Below are 18,948 nucleotides of genomic sequence, written 5' to 3' on the forward strand. Positions count from 1 at the left end.
TCTATTCCCTCCTCTATCCATATATCAGGAGTCTGCTAATCTAGTTTTCTTGACGTGATGCGAAAACATCGTTAACAGTACTATTACAATACCCATAATTGCGGTGATTGAAAGCCACCCTGCTGTGTAATGTCCGTTCTGGTCGACCATCAACCCGAACATCGGCGGGATGAAAATGACGCCCATCGACCCTAACGTAATGCTGAACCCGCTCGACAGCCCAGCTTGTTCTTTCGGAACGAGTTCTGAGGCGATATTCATCCAGATCCCGTTGAATCCAGAAACACAAGATCCGAACACGACGATGACTGGAACCAGTGCGAAAAACGGAGTGCCTTCTGGTAAAAAGGCAACGGTCGTACTTGCGATCGCTGCTAAAACGGCAATGATGTAAACGATAACCAAGCGTCTTCCGTTGAACAACTTGTCACTAATAACGCCCCAGCCAATTCTTCCTAGCGAACCGCTCACCTCAGATATGACGAGCAGGATTCCCGATAAAAACAGGCTGATTCCCATTTTTTCATAAGCGAACAGAACAAGATACGTATTCAGACACATTTGCGATCCGTTTAACCCCATCGCACTCAAACTGATCAGCAGCAGGGGTTTGTTTTTTCCCATTTTCACTAGCGATCTACTAAAGAACGAGATTCCTTCTTTTTTTCGGGGCTTCAAGCTTCCCAATGGATCCCTATAAAAAGCGAATGCGATAAAACCGGTGATGATCAAGCCGATGCACGCGATCAAAAGCACCGGACGCCAGCCAAATTCAGCGGAAAGAGGCAGCAATAGAAAACCAGCCATAGCGGATCCGAACGTGATGCCCATCTGTTTGATCCCCATCGCAGTCCCTCTTTGGGTTTGAGAAAACCAGTAAATGATGCCTCGATTCGAAGTCGGATGCATCGCGCCGTATCCAAGTCCGCCAATCAAGACTAAAAGCAAGACAAAAACGAAGTTCGTCATCATCGTCATTATCAGAAAACTGACGCCCAAGCAGAGCGAAAGCATCAAAAGCAACCGTCTGGAACCGATGAAATCAGCCATGAATCCTACTGGAATAGATGCTAGAGCTTGCCCGATAAAAAGTGCGGATGGAAGCAGGCCGATTTCTGCTTTTGTAAGGGAAAGGTCGTCTCCGATCAATATTCCTAAAGGTCCGAGGCTCCTGCCGACGAACGCAACCATCAACTGAGCAATAAGAAGCCACAGCAACATTCGCCATGGCTCTATTGAAAGTCTTTGTTCTGCTTTAAGCTCAACCGTGTTCACATCAAATCATCTCTTTTTTCTAGTCTTTAAAATGGAAAGAAGGACCTATCAAGCTTCTATTTTCAAAGAAGTCATTTCCCCCGCCTGAACCTCCTGCTTAGAAGACACCGGCACGAGGACAGATCCAACAACCGCTACGCCGAAGTTTACGACGAGTCCGATGACGCCACCGTGGATTCCATAAACGGTTCCGTATCCGGTCAGTGTCATGCCGCCGGCGATCAGTGCACCTAACAGCATTCCCCAGAATACCGGTCTTGCGGATAGCTTTTTCCAATACAGCCCTAAAATGAAGGCTGGGAAAACTTGTACGAGTAACTCGAATTTTAACACGAAAATCTGATAAAGTGTTCCTGGAGGATTCCATGCGACCCACAAAAGCAGGATGACCGCGATGACGCCCACAATTTTTCCAACCAGGACTTTTCGATGTTCGGAAGCCTTCGGATTGATGAAGTTGCCGTAGATGTCATTCGAAACCATCGACGAAAAACTGAGCAGCACTGAGTCGGCTGTCGAGATGATTGCCGCCACGATCCCTCCGAAAAATAGGATCATTACCCAGTAGTAGAATGAATTGATCGATGCAATTTCATTTGCCATCATCCCAACAAGTTGTTCCGAGCTTGCTTCATTCAAGCCAGGGAACATCGAAATGCCGATGATGCCGATCACGAACACCAACCCAGTCGTTACTGGAGGCATCCATGCCATACGTGCAAACGACTTTTTCAACGTTTTCTCACTTTCTGCAGAATAGATCCGTTGTATCGCATGCGGGTAGATCGCCGCTCCACAACCGACCAGCAGCAGGATGCTGAACCAATTGATTGAGGTCTCCATCGCCGGCACCCCGACCTTGGCTGGTTCTGAGTCCATAATGAAGGTCGTGACATTCGTGAGATTTCCACCGACAAGATAGAGCGCGCCTCCAAGAAAGACAAGGATTCCGACCATCAACACCAACCCTTGCATGACATCTGTAAAAGCAACAGCCTTCATCCCGCCCATCCATTCGTAGGCCAGCATGACTAAAATGAACGCGATGACGGCGACCTGATACGGGATCGTTCCACCAGTCATTCCTGCAACAGCTTGTCCGATTGCGACGAGCTGCTCCAACAGGTAATTCCCGAGTCCCCAAAGCATGAGGAAGACGCCTAACAGTGTAACCGCTTTCGAATTAAACCGATAACGAAGCCAATCTGTCGGCGTGATGAATTTATTCCGTTTTGAGATGACATACAAACGTGGCGCGAACAACAGATAAACACCGATAATGATCGTCATGAAGGAAACGGATTGAAGCCAGGAAAAACCACTCCGATACGCAGTCGGCGCATACCCGACGATCGTGTTTCCGCTGTATTGCGTCGCGTACAAGGTGAAGAACAATGCGATAAAGCCCAGGTTTTTACCTGCCAGAAAATAACCCGACATCGAGTGATGAAGTTTCTTATCTCCTCGACCGGACAAATAGCCGATCAGGAGCATGACCAATGCGTAAAAGACGAGAATGAGGACGCCATCTAAACCCGAAAACGCTAGATTCACTGTTCATCCACCTTCCTTTTCTCCGCTTCTTCAAGGTCTTCGACGATGTTCCACTGATATGTGCACAACCAACTCAAATATCCGCACAGGACCAATGAAAAAATCCCCGATAAGAATGCCCAAAATGGAAAGCCAAATATAATCGGTTCGATCGCTTTGTCAGGATAGTACCAGGGAACGATTGCGAGGATGATCAGGACCAGTCCGATCCAAATCCATTTTTTCTTGATCGGCTCTTTCATCTTTTCCACGTGTTTCAACCTCCCAGAAATGATAGAATTTTGTGAATATTTAAGGTAAAAACTTGGCACAGCCAAGCTTAGACGATGGCTGAGCCCGTAATTTCATGATCTTCAGATGATGTTCGTTGATCGTAAACCTTTGAGTTCGGTGTTGGTGAATCCGAGTAAATTGCTGTAAATCTCCTCATTGTGTTTCCCTAACTTTTCAGGTCCTGGGTGGTTGACCTTGCCTGGCGTCCGACTTAATTTCGGTACGATCCCCGGCATCGGAAATTCCCCAAGCTCGGGGTGATCGACTTTTAAAATCATCTCGCGTTCTTGGTAGTGAGGGTCTTCGACGATCTCTTTTGCGGTATAGATCATTCCGGATGGCACCCCCTTCTCCTCAAGCTTGATGAGTGCTTCCCTTGCCGGTAGTGATTTCGTCCATTCTTCAATTAAAAGATCGAGCTCTTTCATGTTCCGGCCGCGTGCGTGGTGGGTGGCGAATCTTTCGTCATCAGCCAGTTCCGGTTGGTCCATCGCTTCACATAGTCTTCGGAAAACACCGTCTGCGTTGGCCCCGATTACGATGTACGTCTCATCTTTTGTAAAATAGATGTTGGACGGCGCTACGCCGGGAAGGATATTCCCCATCCGCTCCCGAACATAACCGGCAAGCAGATAATCCGGGATCAAGCTCTCCATGACGGAAAACACGGATTCATAAAGGGCTGTATCAACGACCTGCCCTTTTCCGGATTGCTCCCTTTCGTGAAGGGCGACGAGACAGCCGATCGTAGCAAATAAGGCGGCAAGTGTATCGCCTATCGATATGCCGATACGTGTCGGTGCTCGGTCCTGGTAACCTGTGATGTTCCGCAATCCGCCCATCGCTTCCCCTACGCTTCCGAAACCAGCGCGGTGCTTGTACGGTCCGGTCTGTCCGAAGCCTGAGGTGCGCATCATGATCAGCTTCGGATTGATTTCCGAAAGCGCCTCATAGGACAAGTTCCACTTTTCCATTGTCCCGGGACGAAAGTTTTCGATGATGATATCAGAGTCCTTTACCATCTCTCTTAAAATCTGCTGCCCTTTTTCTTCCCGGAGGTTGAGTGTGATCGATTTCTTGTTCCGTGATTGGATCGGCCACCACAGCCCTACCCCATCCTTTTCTTTGCCCCAATTTCTCATCGGATCCTGTTTGTCAGGTGGTTCGATTTTGATCACTTCTGCACCGAAGTCGGCGAAGAGCCTCCCCGAAAATGGTCCAGCTAAAAGCGATCCTAATTCAAGGACGCGTACGCCTTCAAGAGGCAAACGGTCAGGATTTTCGGTCATATTTTATCCTCCTTACACGAGTGACTGTCTAAAGATTCAGAATGTTGCATACAATACTAACAAATTTGTATACAAAAAATCAACAGCTTTTTAAAAACGTTTTATAATTGGGTAAAATTGCTGTTTTAGGTGGTGTTTAATGGTTATTTTGTCATTTTCGGTCTTGTTTTTTGAATTTATTGAAAATTTATTTCTGTTTGTATACAATAGAATCGAGGTGTTGATATGGATGTATACAATTATATAAAAGACGCGATTGTGCTAGGAAAATATGAGCCGGGGATGCGGTTGACCGAGGAGCATCTCGCCAAAGAGCTCCAGATGAGCCGGACACCGATCCGTGAGGCGATTAAAAAATTACAAGCCGATGGACTGATTGTGCCTCTAAAACGCGGAGTCAGTGTGAGGAGTTTTACGAAAGAAGATATCCGGCAGATTTATGATTTGCGGACTCTTTTAGAGGGATATGCCGCTTCACAGGCCGCTTTCCATCGCACGAATGACGATATTGAAAAAATGGCAAAAGCGAATGAACTGTATGAACAAGCAATTGATGACTATATTTCATCCGATATCCATAGCGTCAAAAAGATCGTTGAAGTGAACCATCAATTTCACGAGGCGATTGTGATGGCTTCACGAAACCAACATATTCATTTTCATATTTCAAAGGTGGTCGTTGTACCGCTCATCTTCCGTTCGTTTTATTGGTATGACCGGACGCAGTTGGAACGCTCTCTTGACGTCCACCGGATCATTTTAAAAGCGATTGAAAATCAGGAGTCGGAACGTGCACGGATCGCGATGCATGAACATATTTACGAAGGCCGTGACAATGTGTTGGCGCATTTGGAGGATATTAAGAACCACCATCTGATAAAGGAGGATCTCCATTGATTGAAATCTGTGAAGTCGGTCCGCGAGATGGGATACAGAATGAAGTGAAGTTCGTCCCTACTGATACAAAAGTTGCATTGATCCAAAAGCTGATTGATTCAGGCGTGCAGTATGTCGAGGCTGTATCCTTCGTTAACCGTAAAGTCGTTCCGCAGATGGCAGATGCAGAGGAACTGTTGAGCCGGTTGCCTGTTCAGGATGACGTGAAGTATGCGGGACTGGTTTTGAGCCGGACTGGTCTGGAACGAGCACTGAAGACGGACATCGGGTATTTGCATGTTGTCACGACGACGAGTGATTCGTTTAATTTGAAAAATGCGAAAAGGACTGTCGAGGATGCGACGGCTGAGCTTAGTGGGGTCGTGGCGGATGGTGTTGCGGCCGGGAGAAACGTTGTCGGAGTGCTAGGAACTGCATTCGGATGCCCTTTTGAAGGCGAAGTGCCAGTTGAACGGGTTTTGCGTGTGGCTGAGACGTTCTTGAAAACTGGGTGCCGCGCGATTACGTTGGCAGATACGACTGGCATGGCAAATCCGCAACAGGTAGCTGATGTGGTCGCTGCATTTAAGAGGGCTTTCGGTGCGGATTTAGATGTAGGGCTGCATTTCCATAACACACGTGGGTTAGGACTTGCCAACGTTCTTGCGGGCTATCATGCCGGTGTGGAACGATTCGATTCCTCGATCGGCGGTCTCGGAGGCTGTCCATTTGCGCCAAAAGCAGTCGGGAACGTCTGTACAGAAGACATGGTCAACATGTTCCATGGTATGGGAGTCGAGACCGGCACTGATCTCGAGCAGCTCGTCGAAACCGCCAAAGGGATGGAACAAAACATTGAACGCCCCCTCGACGGCATGCTCATGAAAGCTGGAATTGCATAGGAGAAAGTGCCAGGCGACGAAAACTTTTCGGTGCCTGGCACCATTTCAGATCCCTTGGTACGTAAGGACTTTGAAAGTGTACCTGGCACCGTTTCAAAGTCCAGGTCCCACTTGGGTTTCTTCTTGGTGCCTAGCACCGCCTGCGGTATCTTTGCGAACTTGCTTCTTCGTGCTTTTGGTTGACACTTTTTTCGCGAGTGCTTGCAGGATCAAGACGATGATGATGAGCAAGACGGACATGGCTGCTGCTGTGTAGTATTCCCCTCTGAGTATATTTTGAAAGATTGCTAGGCTCATAGGTGCCCATTGGGCGGGTGCCATCAAGACAGAAATGCTCGTCTCCTTGATAACTGTGATAAATACGAGAATCGAACCTGCTGCGATCCCAGGCAGCATCAAAGGTCCGATCACCGTAATCGCTGCCGTCAGAGGTGTCGCACCGAGATTAACCGCTGCTTCCTCGATATCTTTTTTAATTGACCGCATCGTGCCCATCGTTGAACGGATCATGTAAGGCAGCCTTCGTATACTGTAGGCAACAATTAGGATCAATGCTGTACCTGTCAGTTGCAACGGCGCGGTATTAAATGTCTGGATCAGAGCGATTCCGAACGCGATTCCCGGTACGACCAACGGAAGTGAGGTCAGGAAATCCAACTTCGTCGCATTCTGCCTGACAACAAAATATGAGACGAACGTTGCAATTACCACACTCAAGATCAATGCACCGGTGGCTAGAATGATACTGTTCGAAATGTTTTCAAACGATGAAGTGAACACCGTTTGATAATGCTTCAATGTGTACCCTCTAGGTAATGGAGATGCGCCCCATGTTGTTGCAAAAGATTGCAATACAACTGAAAGAACTGCAAACAACGGTACCAAAACGACCAATCCCGAATAACCAGCTAGTAATCTTGTTACGAGCTTACTATCGTTAAGCTTTTGTTTCTTCGGTTTACCAGAAACGGAGCCATAGTCCTTCCCCTTGAGCAACAGATTCTGCAACCAGAAGAAAAATGCAGCGACCAATACCATAATTACAGTTAAAATGGCAGCGCCTGCCCAGTTGAAGAATCCAGCGATTTCTCGGTAAGCTTCAACGACGATCAAGTTCAGATCTTTCGGAGCAAGGATAATCGGCGTCCCGAAATCGGAAAAACTGACCGTAAAGATCAAAAGTGCACTTGAAATCATTCCCGGCAATGCCAGCGGGAAGGTAACGAAGAGTAACGTCACCCAGCTTTTCGCTCCCATATTTTGCGAGGCTTCTTCAAGCGTCACATCACTGATTTTAAATGCAGCGACCATCGGCCATAAAGCATAAGGAAAGAAAAAGAACACCTGGACGAGAACAATCCCGGTCATCGTATAAGGATTAATGAAACTGCCTTCAAATCCTATGGCCTGATACAGTTGTGTAAACCAGCCCGTCCGACCAAACATGAGGATGAACGCATATGCTGAAATGAATGTCGGAATGATCAAAGGAATCGTACATAAAGCAGAAATCGTCTTTTTGAAAGGCATGGTCGTCCTTGCAATCCCGTAAGCAATCGGCATACATAATAAAATCACAAGCAATGACACAAGTAATGATAATCCAAGACTGTTCTTCAACGCGTCAAGATAACCTGATCGTGACAGGATTTCTGTATAGTATTCAAGGGAACTCCCTTTGAACTTTTCAATCGTCGCGTTCAAGGTATCAAGGTTTGTCAAAGACCCGAGCAGATTCATCGGCTGTCCGGTGAAACTGACAAGGAAAACTGATAATAATGGAATGATCAAAAACAATAAGAAAAACGCTGAGATGACCCACTTTAAAACGGATAAACCATTAAAGCTTTTCATATTAACAGCACCCTCTCAGGTTCAATTGTAAGATGGACTTTATGACCAGGAGAGAGGATGCTGTCTCCGGATTTATAGGTCGTATCCACGATGATTTGATGAGTGCCGACCTGGATATCATACCTGACAACCGCTCCTAAATATGTAGAAAACATGATCGAACCTTCAAGAATATTTTTCGTAGGGTCGATTTCATGTTCCTTAATGATTGAGATATTTTCGGGACGGATCACCACTTCCACATCATCTTTTTTCGGTTTTGAGATTGAGCGTATTTGAGAGCCGTTGAACTGGACCGTACAATACGAACCTTCACGATTCACGACTTTCCCTTTCAGGATATTCGAACTCCCTACAAAATCCGCAATGAAGCTTGTCCCTGGGTTACTGTACAGGTCTGTAGGCGTTCCAATCTGTTTTACTTTACCGTCGTTCATGACAGCAACACGATCAGCCATACTCATCGCTTCTTCCTGGTCATGGGTGACGAAGATCATTGTGATCCCTAAATCTTGCTGTATTTTTCGGATCGTGTTCCTCATGGAATGACGCAGTTTCTGGTCCAGGTTGGATAATGGTTCATCCATCAATAATACTGCAGGTTCCATGATCAGTGCTCTGGCGAGTGCGACACGTTGCTGCTGACCACCCGACAATTCGCTCGTCAAACGATCTGAGAGATGCTCAAGTTCTACATATTCGAGTGTTTCCCATACTTTTTGTTCGATATCCTTAGGATACTTAGAAAGCCGCCTGCTAAGTAGTCTGGCGTATGTAGACACCTTTCCTGTCAGTCCGCTTTCTTTTAGCTTTTTAATATTAAGACTGTACGCTACGTTTTCAAAAACGTTGTAATGAGGAAACAAGGCATAGCTTTGAAAGACCATTCCGCAGTTTCTTTGGTTAGGCGGAGCATGGTTGACTACGTTATCTCCGATCTTGATTGTACCGGATGTTGGATTTTCAAAACCTGCGATGCACCTCATCGTCGTTGTCTTACCGCAACCTGATGGGCCCAGGAGGGCAAAGAATTCGCCCTCCTTGATTTCCAAATTGACATCACTGAGTGCTTCTACGTCATCGAATTTCTTGACCAAATTTTCAATCTTTACTGAGCCCAAGAAATCTCCTCCTTAAAACTACTTGATTTTACTTTTCCATTCATTACGGATCCGGTCGTAATTTTCGATAACCCATTCAATATCAAGATCAATCGCGTTATTTTTAATATTTTCAACATTCAAAGGTGTTTTCGACTCTACATTCGGATTGATCGGAATATGGTACCAGTCTGCCAGGATCTGTTGCCCTTCTTCAGAAAGCAAGAAGTTTATGAAATCTTTACCGCCTTCAGGGTTTGGACCATCTTTTACTAACGAAACAGGATTGACGAGGATCGGTGTTTTTTCAGGGACGACAAAATCCACCGTTTCACCTTTTGCTTGTTGTTCATAAGCCATAAAATCAAACCCTACTCCAATTGCCGCTTCCCCTTTCGCTACACTTTGTGTCGGCCCTGACCCTGAATCCGGAATGGAGTTTGCCTGGTCAGAAAGCTTTTGGAAATACTCCCAACCTTCTTCTTCACCCTGCAGCATCATTTGTGAAAGCACCATCAATGTTGCAGTTCCGGATGCTGCTGGATTTGAAAATTGGATCTTCCCTTCCCATTTAGGATCCAATAGGTCTTCCCATGTTTTTGGCGCTTCTTCTTCAGAAACGAGATCCGTGTTATACACAAAACCTAAAACGAAGATTTCTGCACCTGTATAATAACCATCTTGATGTTTAACTTTGATTCCGTTTTCGACCGTTTCCCAACCTTCCGCTAACTCTGGCGTGAAAGGAGTAATGATTCCCTTATCTACAGCCGCTTCAAAAGGAAGGATTCCGCCCCCGCCGTACCATACGTCCGCTTGTGGATTGTCCTTTTCTGCCATCATACGGTTTACAAGTACGTTGGTCCCTGCGTATTGAACGTTTACTGTGGCGCCATCTACTGCCTTTTCATAGGCTTCCCCTAGTTCTTTTGCCATATCGGGTGTTTCAGGAGAATAGAAGTTGATCGTACCTGGACCGTCTCCACCGCTGCTGCTTGAGGAACAGGCAGTCGCAACTAGTAAACTTGTAAGCGCAAACAAAGTCATGAATAAAGAAAATACTCTTTTCATTATGGTGCCTCCCTTTTAATAATCTAATAGAATGAAATTGAACAAAAAAAGAAGAAGAAGGCCATCAAACAATGCCCGGAACGATCCTATGGTTCCAGGTCATACTTGATGAGCTTCTTCTCCTCGTCTCTGCTCACGTATATTCTATTATTTTACATTATACCAAAATAAAATGATTTATCAATTTAATTGTCAAAATTTTTAGATATAAAATTTTTCCCCTTATTTAATAAGGACTTTAGTCTTATTTTTGTGATCTTTTTATTGGAGGTGAGCGCTGCAGACAACCATTTCTTATATTAGAAAAACATTGCCTGCGTTAATTAGGTCGTTCTGTCGATGGAAAGATTCAGATTATTTTGTATAATTTAGGATAAATTTAATAATCCTGGGAAGAGACGTTGAGAAGACCCCTGCCTTAATAATCCTTTTGAATGAAAGGGTTTGGCTAGCGGTGTCTTCTTTTTCTTTTGCCTGTGCTTTGTTATATTTATTGATTTTTGCGAAATTCACTCCCTTTCCGCGTGCGATCCGCAAGCCACCTCGCTCACTTGCACAGGACGGGCTTGCTTCGACGTTCACCACACGAAGTGGTGGCCATAATTGCTGTGGGGTCTCGCCTCGCTCGCTTTCCCGCAGGAGTGTCGAAAATTCGCTTCATCAAACTTAATCAGAAATCAACAGTATTATTTAACAACGCCTTTGCCTATAAAAATTCTCAAGCTCACATCACAGGTCTGTACTGCTTTTTACTAAAGGAGGTGAGGAAGTCGTACGTCATTCATTAATTAGACTTAAAGGAGGAGTTGTTATGAAAGGCAAGTTCAAAACGATTAGTAGTATTGTAGCTTCATCCACGCTCGCACTAAGTTTATTCGTCACTGGTCCACAAGGGAAGATCCAGGCTGAAGAAGAGACTGTAGAATTGGTCAATGAATCTTTTGAAAATGTAGCGGATGGATCACTACCTGAGCATTGGAATTTGATTGAAGGTAATGCGGAGGTTCAGGATGGGAAGCTTGTTTTAACTTCACCTGCAACCTCCAGTCCCTCGAGGGTAAGTATTCCGATTGCTGAGGAGTACGGCGACTATATGTTTGAAGCAGATATGACTTTCGTGTCAGCAGTTGAAAATACACGCTGGGCTTCTTTAATGTACCGGATACAGAATGAGGATTATCCTTACTATCAGTTTGCAATCAGAAAAGGGACAAGCGCATTGAATGGGTTGGAGTTTGCGACGAGGAACGCAAGTAATCGATGGGCTGTTTCAGAAACGAACTTTTACAAGGAGAATTTCGAATACGGTAAAAGCTATCGCTTGAAGGTGATTGTGAGTGGAGATCGCGTACAGCAATTCGTGGACGGTGAGCTGGTCATTGATACTGACGGCGCCACCCAATGGTCCAATGGAGATGTAGGATTCCAGGCAAGCGGTTCAACGGTGCAATTCGATAACGTCCAAGTCACTACATACAATGAAGAATTGCCTCCTGCTGAAGATTCCGATGCGTTTCTTCCGCAAGAAGCCGAGACCAACATCATCAATCCACCTACGATCATTGCAGGACCTGACACTGCTAGTGGTGAAAATAAAGCAGCCTCCGCCATATTGAAAGTGGAACGTGGTCAAGATGGCACGCTGGAAGCGAATGGAGAGCCTTTGAACGAGGAGTTACAGTCGATCAAAAATGAAAAGATCGCTGTTTTACATGTAGAGGAAGAGGGTCTTCAAGAGGAAATCGTGCAGAGTCTCGAAGCAACTCAGACGACGGATGTCCATCTCGTATCTAGCAATGCGGCTATCGTTGAAGCGATTAAAGAGATTAAACCACAAATACGTGGAGGACTTGTCTATGATGGAGAGTCTCTGAACAAGAATGATTTGGAAAAAATTCCTTTTGACGTCCATTCTAGTAAGAGTAAGGTCGTTTTAATACCACAAAAACTTCTTTCTCAGGAGATCGTCTATTATTTGCATAATCGGATGGTGGCTGTCTGGGGAATCGGCGGGGATTCTTTAGCTTCCACACACGAACTGATCCATATGGGCGTCGACGGAGTCGTGACGGATAACCCGGAATATTCGGAAGAAGCATTCAGCCAATATCCGGAGCATACGATCGTACAGCGTCCGATTGTAGCTGCACACCGTGGAGTACCTTCCCTTGCACCAGAAAACACGATGGCAGGTTATAAGTTAGCATATGACCTGGAAGCAGACATGATCGAGACGGATCTTCATATGACAAAAGACGGTCATGTCATCGTCATGCACGATTATACGGTCGATCGAACCACTGACGGTACTGGTGCGGTAAAAGATATGACGCTGGAAGAAATCAAAAAACTTGATGCAGGTATTAAATTTGGAGAAGAATTTGCGGGAGAACCTGTTCCTACGTTTAAAGAATTCCTTCAAGAATTCAAGGGGAAAGATGTCGTGCTTTTGGTTGAATTGAAAGCTTATGACATCGAAGAACAGGTTCTTGAAGAAATCAAGGAAATGGACATGATGAATCAAGTCGTCCTCCAAAACTTTGATTTGGAAAGCATGAAGACGTTCAACCAGCTTGAGCCAAAGTTAGCAACAGGATATTTATTTTCCGCAGGTGCTCCAGATGGAGATCAGGAAAAGTTGGATAATGCGAAAAAAATGGTTGACTATGGAACTACATGGAATGTGACGCTTAACGCAAGCTACAGAACGGTTTACGAAGAATTCCTTACGTATATGAGACAACGCGGAATGCTGAGCATGCATTGGACATTCCGGGATGAGGACCCATTTGCCGATAAACTAAGAGAAGGCTTGATCGGACCGATCACCGATTATACGCAATGGCTGACCCACTCCCCGATCAATCTTGAAACACCGATTAAGAAGGTTAATCTGAAGGTCGGAAAGTCACGGGACATTAACGCAAAAGCTTTCCTTAGTTACAGAACAGGGGAAACTGAAAATATCGAGACTGAACTCTATACCATGAACAATGACGGTGTCGTTAAAGTTGAAGGCAATAACGTAGAAGCATTATCACCAGGAACAGCACAAGTATTCGTCAAACACACCTTCACCATGCTAGATCAAGAATGGAACCTCGTATCCGAACCAATACAAGTCAACGTAAGCGAATAGAAATAGAAAAATGCCAGGCACCGTAGTTATCTATTTCGGTGCCTGGCACTTTTTATGAAAGCAGATCCCTTGTGCCGCTTGGGCTTTGTTTCGGTGCCAGGTACATTTTGAAATCCTTACAGCCCCAAGGGTTTCGTTTCGGTGCCTGGCACCATCTGAGAACCGTTGGGGCGTAAGGGGTAAATTGTCGTGCCTGGTACACAAACAGAAGGAATGGCACCCACCTAGATCTCTAGCTTGTAGACTTTGCGTGGTCGGCCGCGGCCGCCTTGTTCTTCGCCTTTGATGGTGGCGAGGTTCAGGCGTTCGAGTTCAGATAGGATACGGCGTGCGTTTCTATCGGTGCTTTTGAGCCATTGGGCGATTTCTTTGGCGGTTACAAAATCTTTTTCATAATACCGATAATACGATGCGATCTTCGAAATCATCGCCGGGGAGATTTTCGCGTCCTTCAGCTTCTTTTCCCAAGCTTCTCCGGAAAACCGCTGCTGATAAGTCAGCTTTTCACTATGCTGATGCAATGTGACCTCTTTTTCCTCATTCACGACAACCACGGTCTGCTTTCCTTGTTCTCGTGACAACTGGAGGGCATGCCGTACGTTCTGTTCCGCTTCCCATGCTGTCATCCCATACCCGACACCCAAATTTAGGGCAAGTCCAGTTTGTTTCTCAAAATCATTCACAACTTGGGACGGGTTGATTTCCCGTGCTTTCAATTCCAATTCCCCTCTCGTTGTGTAGATGAAGTACAGCGCGTCACCCACTTCTACGAAAGAACCCTGGACTTTTTCCGAGAAATCAAGCATCAGGCGCTTCAGATCAAGTATCTGTTGTTTCAATTTGTAGGAGTAGTACTGATTGTTCTGTTGTTCATTGGAAAGCCCCGCTTCAACCCCGACAATACCCAGGGAAGATTTCCGGTACCAATTCGCCTGCGCGTGTTCTTTGATAAACCTGAGCTCCAGTTCGATCCCCAAGCGTGAAGGGATGACCCGGAAACAGGGGATGCCCTTTTCTTTCATCGACAAGTAGACCGTTTTGATACAAGTAAGGACCGCATCGATTTTCCCCTCTTTGTACAAGGATTCATGGTATTCGATGACCTCTGTCGCCGGCAAGAACTCTTCTCCTTGATAGAGGAAAAACTCGATACTGGAAAGTTTGAAGTCGTTTTTGACACTCTCAAGCTCTGAATCACGGATCGTATCGAGACTGAATCTTTTCACTCGATTCTCCATTGTTGTGAGCGCTCCGACGATCGTACCCATCAAACTGGCTCCGTACAAATCCGGATAGCTTGTATTTTCCTCCTCTAATAAACGATTACGAATCAGATAGCGGTATAAGGCTGGACCTGAAAGAAACCAGTGATCGATTTGCTTTTCGTTCCCTTTGATCAACTCTTCTGATTCAGAAGCGTGCGTATATGGAAAATAAGCGATCTCAAAATCATTCATTTGTTCAGCGAATTCTTTGATCCGTTCAATTGAATCCTCTGGCCCTAAAATGCCTAACTGTATTTTCATAAGCGTCCTCCGTCCAACAATTTCCTCTTCTTACTATACCAAACCTTTCGATATTAAAGAAAACGTGGCAAAACAAGTCTTAGCACAGGCTGAAGTGTATTGGGTATCATCCCTATATACGTGGGTTGATCTTTTCCCTCGTCAGCGACTGAAACAGCAATGTTCTTTTTTGACACGTCTAAACCTACATATTTTGGGGTATCTGATTTGGAATGTTTTTTCCACAAAAAAATGTATCCAAATTAACCTACGTTCTTACGAAGAGGGGCTAGTTTCGTTCAGAAAATGTTTTTAAATTTTCCTGAAGTGCGAAAAAACCCTTCATCAAGAAGGGATTTTCGTCTCGTTTTTAAGATATTGTTTTAAAATTTCCACGCCCATTTGCAGGTCGTTTTCTGAAGCATGTTCATCTGGATGATGGCTTAATCCATCACGGCATGGGATGAAAATCAGACCTGTCGGCCACCTGGAAGCCATGTTCATGACATCATGGCCGGCGCCACTCTCCATGACAAGGCAGTCGAATCCAAGTTGTTCACCTGTCTCCTTCAACGTTTCCGCTACCTTTTCATCAAGGAAAACGGAATTATCGTCAACGAGCCTCCTAAGTGTGATATCCACCTGGTAAGCCTTAGCCAGTTTTTCAAGTTCCGTTTCAATCTCTTCTGCCAGTCCTCGTTTCAGCTCATCACTTACACTTCGGATATCGACGCCAAGTTCGACCCGTCCCGGTATACTCGTCATTTTGTTCGGAGAAACATCGGCCATGCTTGTGGTCGCGACAACAGGCACATCATTTTCTTCAGAAAGCTGACCTGCGCGTTCCGAAATGAATGAAATGATCGGTGCAGCTGCGACCAACGCATCCTGTCTTTTAGCCATAGGTGTCGTGCCGGTATGGCTTGACTTTCCGATGATATCAATCTTCAGCCGAGTCGGACAGGCGATCGCAGTAGCGACACCAAAAGATTTCCCCGCATCTTCAATTCGAGTCCCTTGTTCAATGTGCAGCTCGACGAATTGACGGAGCTCTTCTTTTTTGCGTTCCGCCCCGGGCAGCTGTTCCCAGGAAAGCCCTCGATTTTCAACAGCTTCCTTGATTGTGATGCCGTCATCATCTTCAATAGGTTCCAGCTGTTGTGGTTTTAAAAGCCCAGACATCGCTTTACTGCCAACAGTGGAGACACCAAAACGCGAAGATTCTTCTGATGCAAAACAGATCACTTCAATCGGTGAGTTTGGCTGAAACCCTTCTTCTTTCAACGATTTTACCGCTGCTAAACTGCAAAGGACACCCGCTACACCATCGTAACCGCCACCATTTTTCACGGTATCTAGGTGGGACCCGATACCGACCGCAGGTTTATCCCCCTCGCCACCGTTCCAGCGCGCAATGCAGTTTCCGGCTTCGTCACGCCTTACATCGAGCCCGATTTCCTCTGCTTTTTTCTCAAAAACAGCGATCGACTCCCATTCCTCCTTACTATAACCGAGGCGGCTAAAACCTTCTTTTTGCTTCATATTATCTGTCAGATTCAATTGTTTTAACGTCTTTATCAACCATGATTCGTCAGCCATTCATTACACCTCTTCTTGTTGTAAATGGACGATGGTTCTTGCCAGCGTATCGACCGCTACAGCAAGAACATCCTCTTGATAGTCGAATTCTGAATGATGATGTCCATTTGCAAGTGGTGTTCCAAATAAGAGGTACGTTGCTTGTCCCCCTTTTTGTTGCACCCGCTCCATCATATACGCTACGTCTTCTGATGCGCCGATTACATCTCGATCAATTACAGATTCGATCAACGAGCTCTCTTTCCCCACATGCTGAAGGATCGGAATGAACGTCTCGTCACTCTTCGCATCGATTCCTTCACCGACAATCTTGATTTCCGCCTCGACTCCATACATCGCAGCGCTTGCTTCAATGATCCGCTTCGCTTCAGTGATCATATAGTCGTTCAGTTCGGTTGTCGCACCTCTTGTTTCAAGCTGGATTTCAGCGTGATCGGGAATGATGTTCCTCCCGGTCCCAGCGTTCAGGGTACCGACATTGATCCGGGTCTTTCCATCTCCGTGTCTCGCAATCCCGTGCAAGTTGAGAGCAGCAGACGAAGCTGCAAGCAGGGCATTTCGACCTTTTTCAGGTTCTTTTCCCGCATGTGCAGAAAGACCAGAGAATGTGACATCACATTTGGTCGTTGCTAAAAATCCGCTGGTTGTCGCAGCGATCTGGCCGATGTATCGCTTCATATGGATGCCGATATGTCCGGATAAAAAGTAGTCCGCATCATCTAGCCAGCCCTTTTCCACCATCGCTTTCGCCCCTCTAGAGCCTTCTTCAGCAGGCTGGAAAAGAAGCGTAAAACGGCCGCTCAGCTTTTCGGCATTCAATTTTAAAAAGGAAGCGACACCTAGACCGATCGTGGTATGCCCATCATGACCACAAGCATGCATTTGCCCATCTCTTTTTGAGCGATATCCTTCGAGGGCAGGCTGATGCTGGTGGCTTTCAGACTCCTTGATCGGCAAGGCATCTATGTCGTATCGCATGGCGATATGCGGTCCTTTTTTCCCCGTATCGAACGTAGCCACGACTCCCGTGTGACCGCCTTTCATTTTTTCCAAAAAAGCCTCCGGAACACCTTCAGCCAATGCTCGCTCCTCTTCCAGTCGCAAGACTTCATCAGAAGGAACACCCATCCGTTCTTCGCTTACAAGTGCCTCTTTTCCGAGATATGTCGTAAACCCGAGTTCAGATAGGATTTCATGGACCCGGTAGGTCGTGACGTACTCCGTCCACCCCACTTCTGGGTATTGGTGAAATTGACGCCGCCACGCGCTAAATCGGTCTTTGTTTTGCTCTACGAATGTTTCAATGTTCATAAGCGTTTCTCCAATTTTTCCAACGTATCGGCAGCAACCTGCGCCATCATTTCGACTCCGCCCGCAAGTGCCTCTTCATCAATCTCAAATGACGGGTCGTGAAGCGGCTTCGGCTGGCCATTTTTCGGCTTCGTCCCTAACCAGAAGAAAGCACCTGGATATTTTAAAAGGAAACGGCTGAAATCTTCTCCGCCAAGGGATGGGTTGAGCTCTGGCGTCGCTTCTTCACCCAGCAAGGTTTGCGCGGTGGAACGAACGTGTTGCGCCCATTCCGGTGTATTGATCGTCGCAGGGTAACCTTTGCTGAATTCGACTTCAGCAGTCCCACCCATTGCTTCCGTTGTTCCTTCAACAATTTTATAAAAACGGTTCTTGATCCGCTCACGGGTGTCCTTGTCAAGTGTCCGAACCGTTCCATCAACCAGGACTTCGTCGGCGATGACATTGTAACGGTAACCACCTTCGATCTTTCCGATGGTCAAAACGGCAGCAGATAACGGGTCGACGTTCCGGCTTACGATTGTTTGCAGTTGATTGATGACTGTTGTCGCTATCGTGATCGCGTCGTTCGTCTGGTGAGGCATGCTCGCATGACCTCCAGTGCCTTTGATCGTGAATTTGATACGATCCGACGCACCCATCATCGCGCCATCACGGATTCCGATTTGTCCTTTTGGAAGATCCGGCCAAACATGCTGACCGAAAATGACGTCGGGTGTATACTCATCAAAAACGCCATCGTCCATCATCGGCTTTGCACCTCCGTTCGGTGCATTCTCTTCGGCTGGTTGAAAGACGAGCAGAACGGTTCCTTTGATCTGTTCCCTTTGCGTGTTTAAAAGTTTTCCAGCACCGAGGAGCATTGCAGTATGCGCATCATGTCCACACGCATGCATGACCCCTTCTTTTTTAGAGGTGAACGGTTCGTTGGTCCTTTCTTTGATCGGAAGGGCATCGATATCCGCACGGAGCGCAACGACTCCACCGGGCTGTCCGCCTTTGATGATTCCGAGCACACCTGTTTTCGCATATCCCTTTTTAAAAGGAATCTCGTATTCTTCGAGTTTTTGTTGAATGAATTGAGAGGTTTCGAATTCCTCTTCACTCAGTTCAGGATTTTCGTGAAAGTGACGTCTTATCGCAATGATTTCTCTCTCGATCTGTTCACCTTTTCCTTTAAAATCTAGCATTTCGTAAAAC

At 46.1% G+C, this 18,948-nt stretch carries 15 protein-coding genes; 3 read left to right on the forward strand and 12 right to left on the reverse strand.

The genetic code is table 11. The features are described 5' to 3' along the window. Positions 1–24: 24 nt before the first annotated feature. From ACTWQL_RS05125 to ACTWQL_RS05140, 4 genes are all read right to left on the reverse strand, one after another. Complete coding sequence (locus ACTWQL_RS05125; RefSeq protein ID WP_443141328.1) at positions 25–1,275, reverse strand: MFS transporter; 1,251 nt, start codon at positions 1,273–1,275, stop codon at positions 25–27. A gap of 48 nt (positions 1,276–1,323) precedes the next feature. Beyond that, complete coding sequence (locus tag ACTWQL_RS05130) at positions 1,324–2,769, reverse strand: sodium:solute symporter family protein (protein WP_443141479.1); 1,446 nt, start codon at positions 2,767–2,769, stop codon at positions 1,324–1,326. A 56-nt stretch (positions 2,770–2,825) separates the two neighbouring features. Further along, positions 2,826–3,071, reverse strand: a complete 246-nt coding sequence (locus ACTWQL_RS05135) for a hypothetical protein (protein ID WP_443141480.1) — start codon at positions 3,069–3,071, stop codon at positions 2,826–2,828. A gap of 111 nt (positions 3,072–3,182) precedes the next feature. Continuing rightward, a complete protein-coding gene (locus ACTWQL_RS05140; RefSeq protein ID WP_443141329.1) occupies positions 3,183–4,391 on the reverse strand; it encodes a CaiB/BaiF CoA transferase family protein in 1,209 nt (402 codons plus the stop codon). A 225-nt stretch (positions 4,392–4,616) separates the two neighbouring features. On the opposite strand from ACTWQL_RS05140, the gene ACTWQL_RS05145 reads away from it, so the two are divergent. Both ACTWQL_RS05145 and ACTWQL_RS05150 read left to right on the forward strand, forming a co-directional pair. Further along, positions 4,617–5,288, forward strand: coding sequence for a GntR family transcriptional regulator (locus ACTWQL_RS05145; RefSeq protein WP_443141330.1), 672 nt, complete (start codon positions 4,617–4,619; stop codon positions 5,286–5,288). Beyond that, positions 5,285–6,169: a hydroxymethylglutaryl-CoA lyase gene (locus tag ACTWQL_RS05150; RefSeq protein ID WP_443141331.1), complete on the forward strand. Its 885-nt coding sequence runs from the start codon at positions 5,285–5,287 to the stop codon at positions 6,167–6,169. Before ACTWQL_RS05145 ends, ACTWQL_RS05150 begins: the two co-directional genes overlap by 4 nt. A gap of 93 nt (positions 6,170–6,262) precedes the next feature. On the opposite strand, the gene ACTWQL_RS05155 is transcribed toward ACTWQL_RS05150, so the two are convergent. The 4 genes from ACTWQL_RS05155 to ACTWQL_RS05170 form a co-directional block, all read right to left on the reverse strand. Further along, the gene (locus ACTWQL_RS05155; protein ID WP_443141332.1) at positions 6,263–8,023 is read right to left on the reverse strand and encodes an ABC transporter permease; all 1,761 of its coding nucleotides are present in this window, start codon (positions 8,021–8,023) and stop codon (positions 6,263–6,265) included. After that, positions 8,020–9,144, reverse strand: a complete 1,125-nt coding sequence (locus ACTWQL_RS05160; protein WP_443141333.1) for an ABC transporter ATP-binding protein — start codon at positions 9,142–9,144, stop codon at positions 8,020–8,022. The genes ACTWQL_RS05155 and ACTWQL_RS05160 overlap by 4 nt, the downstream gene beginning before the upstream one ends. An 18-nt stretch (positions 9,145–9,162) precedes the next feature. Beyond that, entirely contained in the window at positions 9,163–10,194 is a 1,032-nt protein-coding gene (locus ACTWQL_RS05165; protein WP_443141334.1) for an extracellular solute-binding protein, read from the reverse strand. Positions 10,195–10,548: 354 nt separating this feature from the next. After that, entirely contained in the window at positions 10,549–10,779 is a 231-nt protein-coding gene (locus ACTWQL_RS05170; RefSeq protein ID WP_443141335.1) for a hypothetical protein, read from the reverse strand. Between the two features lie 226 nt (positions 10,780–11,005). Between ACTWQL_RS05170 and ACTWQL_RS05175 the strand changes: the two genes are divergently transcribed. Beyond that, positions 11,006–13,333 carry a glycerophosphodiester phosphodiesterase family protein gene (locus tag ACTWQL_RS05175; protein ID WP_443141336.1) on the forward strand — a complete coding sequence of 776 codons (2,328 nt, stop codon included), beginning with the start codon at positions 11,006–11,008 and terminating at the stop codon, positions 13,331–13,333. Positions 13,334–13,557: 224 nt separating this feature from the next. Here the strand turns inward: ACTWQL_RS05175 and ACTWQL_RS05180 are convergent, their stop codons facing one another. The 4 genes from ACTWQL_RS05180 to ACTWQL_RS05195 form a co-directional block, all read right to left on the reverse strand. Then, positions 13,558–14,859: a hypothetical protein gene (locus ACTWQL_RS05180; protein WP_443141337.1), complete on the reverse strand. Its 1,302-nt coding sequence runs from the start codon at positions 14,857–14,859 to the stop codon at positions 13,558–13,560. A 324-nt stretch (positions 14,860–15,183) separates the two neighbouring features. Beyond that, positions 15,184–16,437: a M20 family metallo-hydrolase gene (locus tag ACTWQL_RS05185; protein ID WP_443141338.1), complete on the reverse strand. Its 1,254-nt coding sequence runs from the start codon at positions 16,435–16,437 to the stop codon at positions 15,184–15,186. 3 nt (positions 16,438–16,440) lie between these two features. Further along, positions 16,441–17,748: an amidohydrolase gene (locus ACTWQL_RS05190; protein WP_443141339.1), complete on the reverse strand. Its 1,308-nt coding sequence runs from the start codon at positions 17,746–17,748 to the stop codon at positions 16,441–16,443. After that, entirely contained in the window at positions 17,745–18,938 is a 1,194-nt protein-coding gene (locus ACTWQL_RS05195) for a M20 metallopeptidase family protein (protein ID WP_443141340.1), read from the reverse strand. The genes ACTWQL_RS05190 and ACTWQL_RS05195 overlap by 4 nt, the downstream gene beginning before the upstream one ends. Positions 18,939–18,948 lie beyond the last annotated feature (10 nt).

Origin of the sequence: Pseudalkalibacillus sp. R45, assembly GCF_052246725.1 — a bacterium.
Lineage (GTDB): Bacteria > Bacillota > Bacilli > Bacillales > Fictibacillaceae > Pseudalkalibacillus.

Bases quoted from the DNA above. Each gene is read 5' to 3' on its own strand.
- ACTWQL_RS05130 (WP_443141479.1), bottom strand. From the start codon at position 2,769: ATGCTCCTGATCGGCTATTTGTCCGGTCGAGGAGATAAGAAACTTCAT.
- ACTWQL_RS05135 (WP_443141480.1), bottom strand. From the start codon at position 3,071: ATGAAAGAGCCGATCAAGAAAAAATGGATTTGGATCGGACTGGTCCTG.
- ACTWQL_RS05140 (WP_443141329.1), bottom strand. From the start codon at position 4,391: ATGACCGAAAATCCTGACCGTTTGCCTCTTGAAGGCGTACGCGTCCTT.
- ACTWQL_RS05145 (WP_443141330.1), top strand. From the start codon at position 4,617: ATGGATGTATACAATTATATAAAAGACGCGATTGTGCTAGGAAAATAT.
- ACTWQL_RS05155 (WP_443141332.1), bottom strand. From the start codon at position 8,023: ATGAAAAGCTTTAATGGTTTATCCGTTTTAAAGTGGGTCATCTCAGCG.
- ACTWQL_RS05165 (WP_443141334.1), bottom strand. From the start codon at position 10,194: ATGAAAAGAGTATTTTCTTTATTCATGACTTTGTTTGCGCTTACAAGT.
- ACTWQL_RS05175 (WP_443141336.1), top strand. From the start codon at position 11,006: ATGAAAGGCAAGTTCAAAACGATTAGTAGTATTGTAGCTTCATCCACG.
- ACTWQL_RS05180 (WP_443141337.1), bottom strand. From the start codon at position 14,859: ATGAAAATACAGTTAGGCATTTTAGGGCCAGAGGATTCAATTGAACGG.
- ACTWQL_RS05185 (WP_443141338.1), bottom strand. From the start codon at position 16,437: ATGGCTGACGAATCATGGTTGATAAAGACGTTAAAACAATTGAATCTG.
- ACTWQL_RS05190 (WP_443141339.1), bottom strand. From the start codon at position 17,748: ATGAACATTGAAACATTCGTAGAGCAAAACAAAGACCGATTTAGCGCG.
- ACTWQL_RS05195 (WP_443141340.1), bottom strand. From the start codon at position 18,938: ATGCTAGATTTTAAAGGAAAAGGTGAACAGATCGAGAGAGAAATCATT.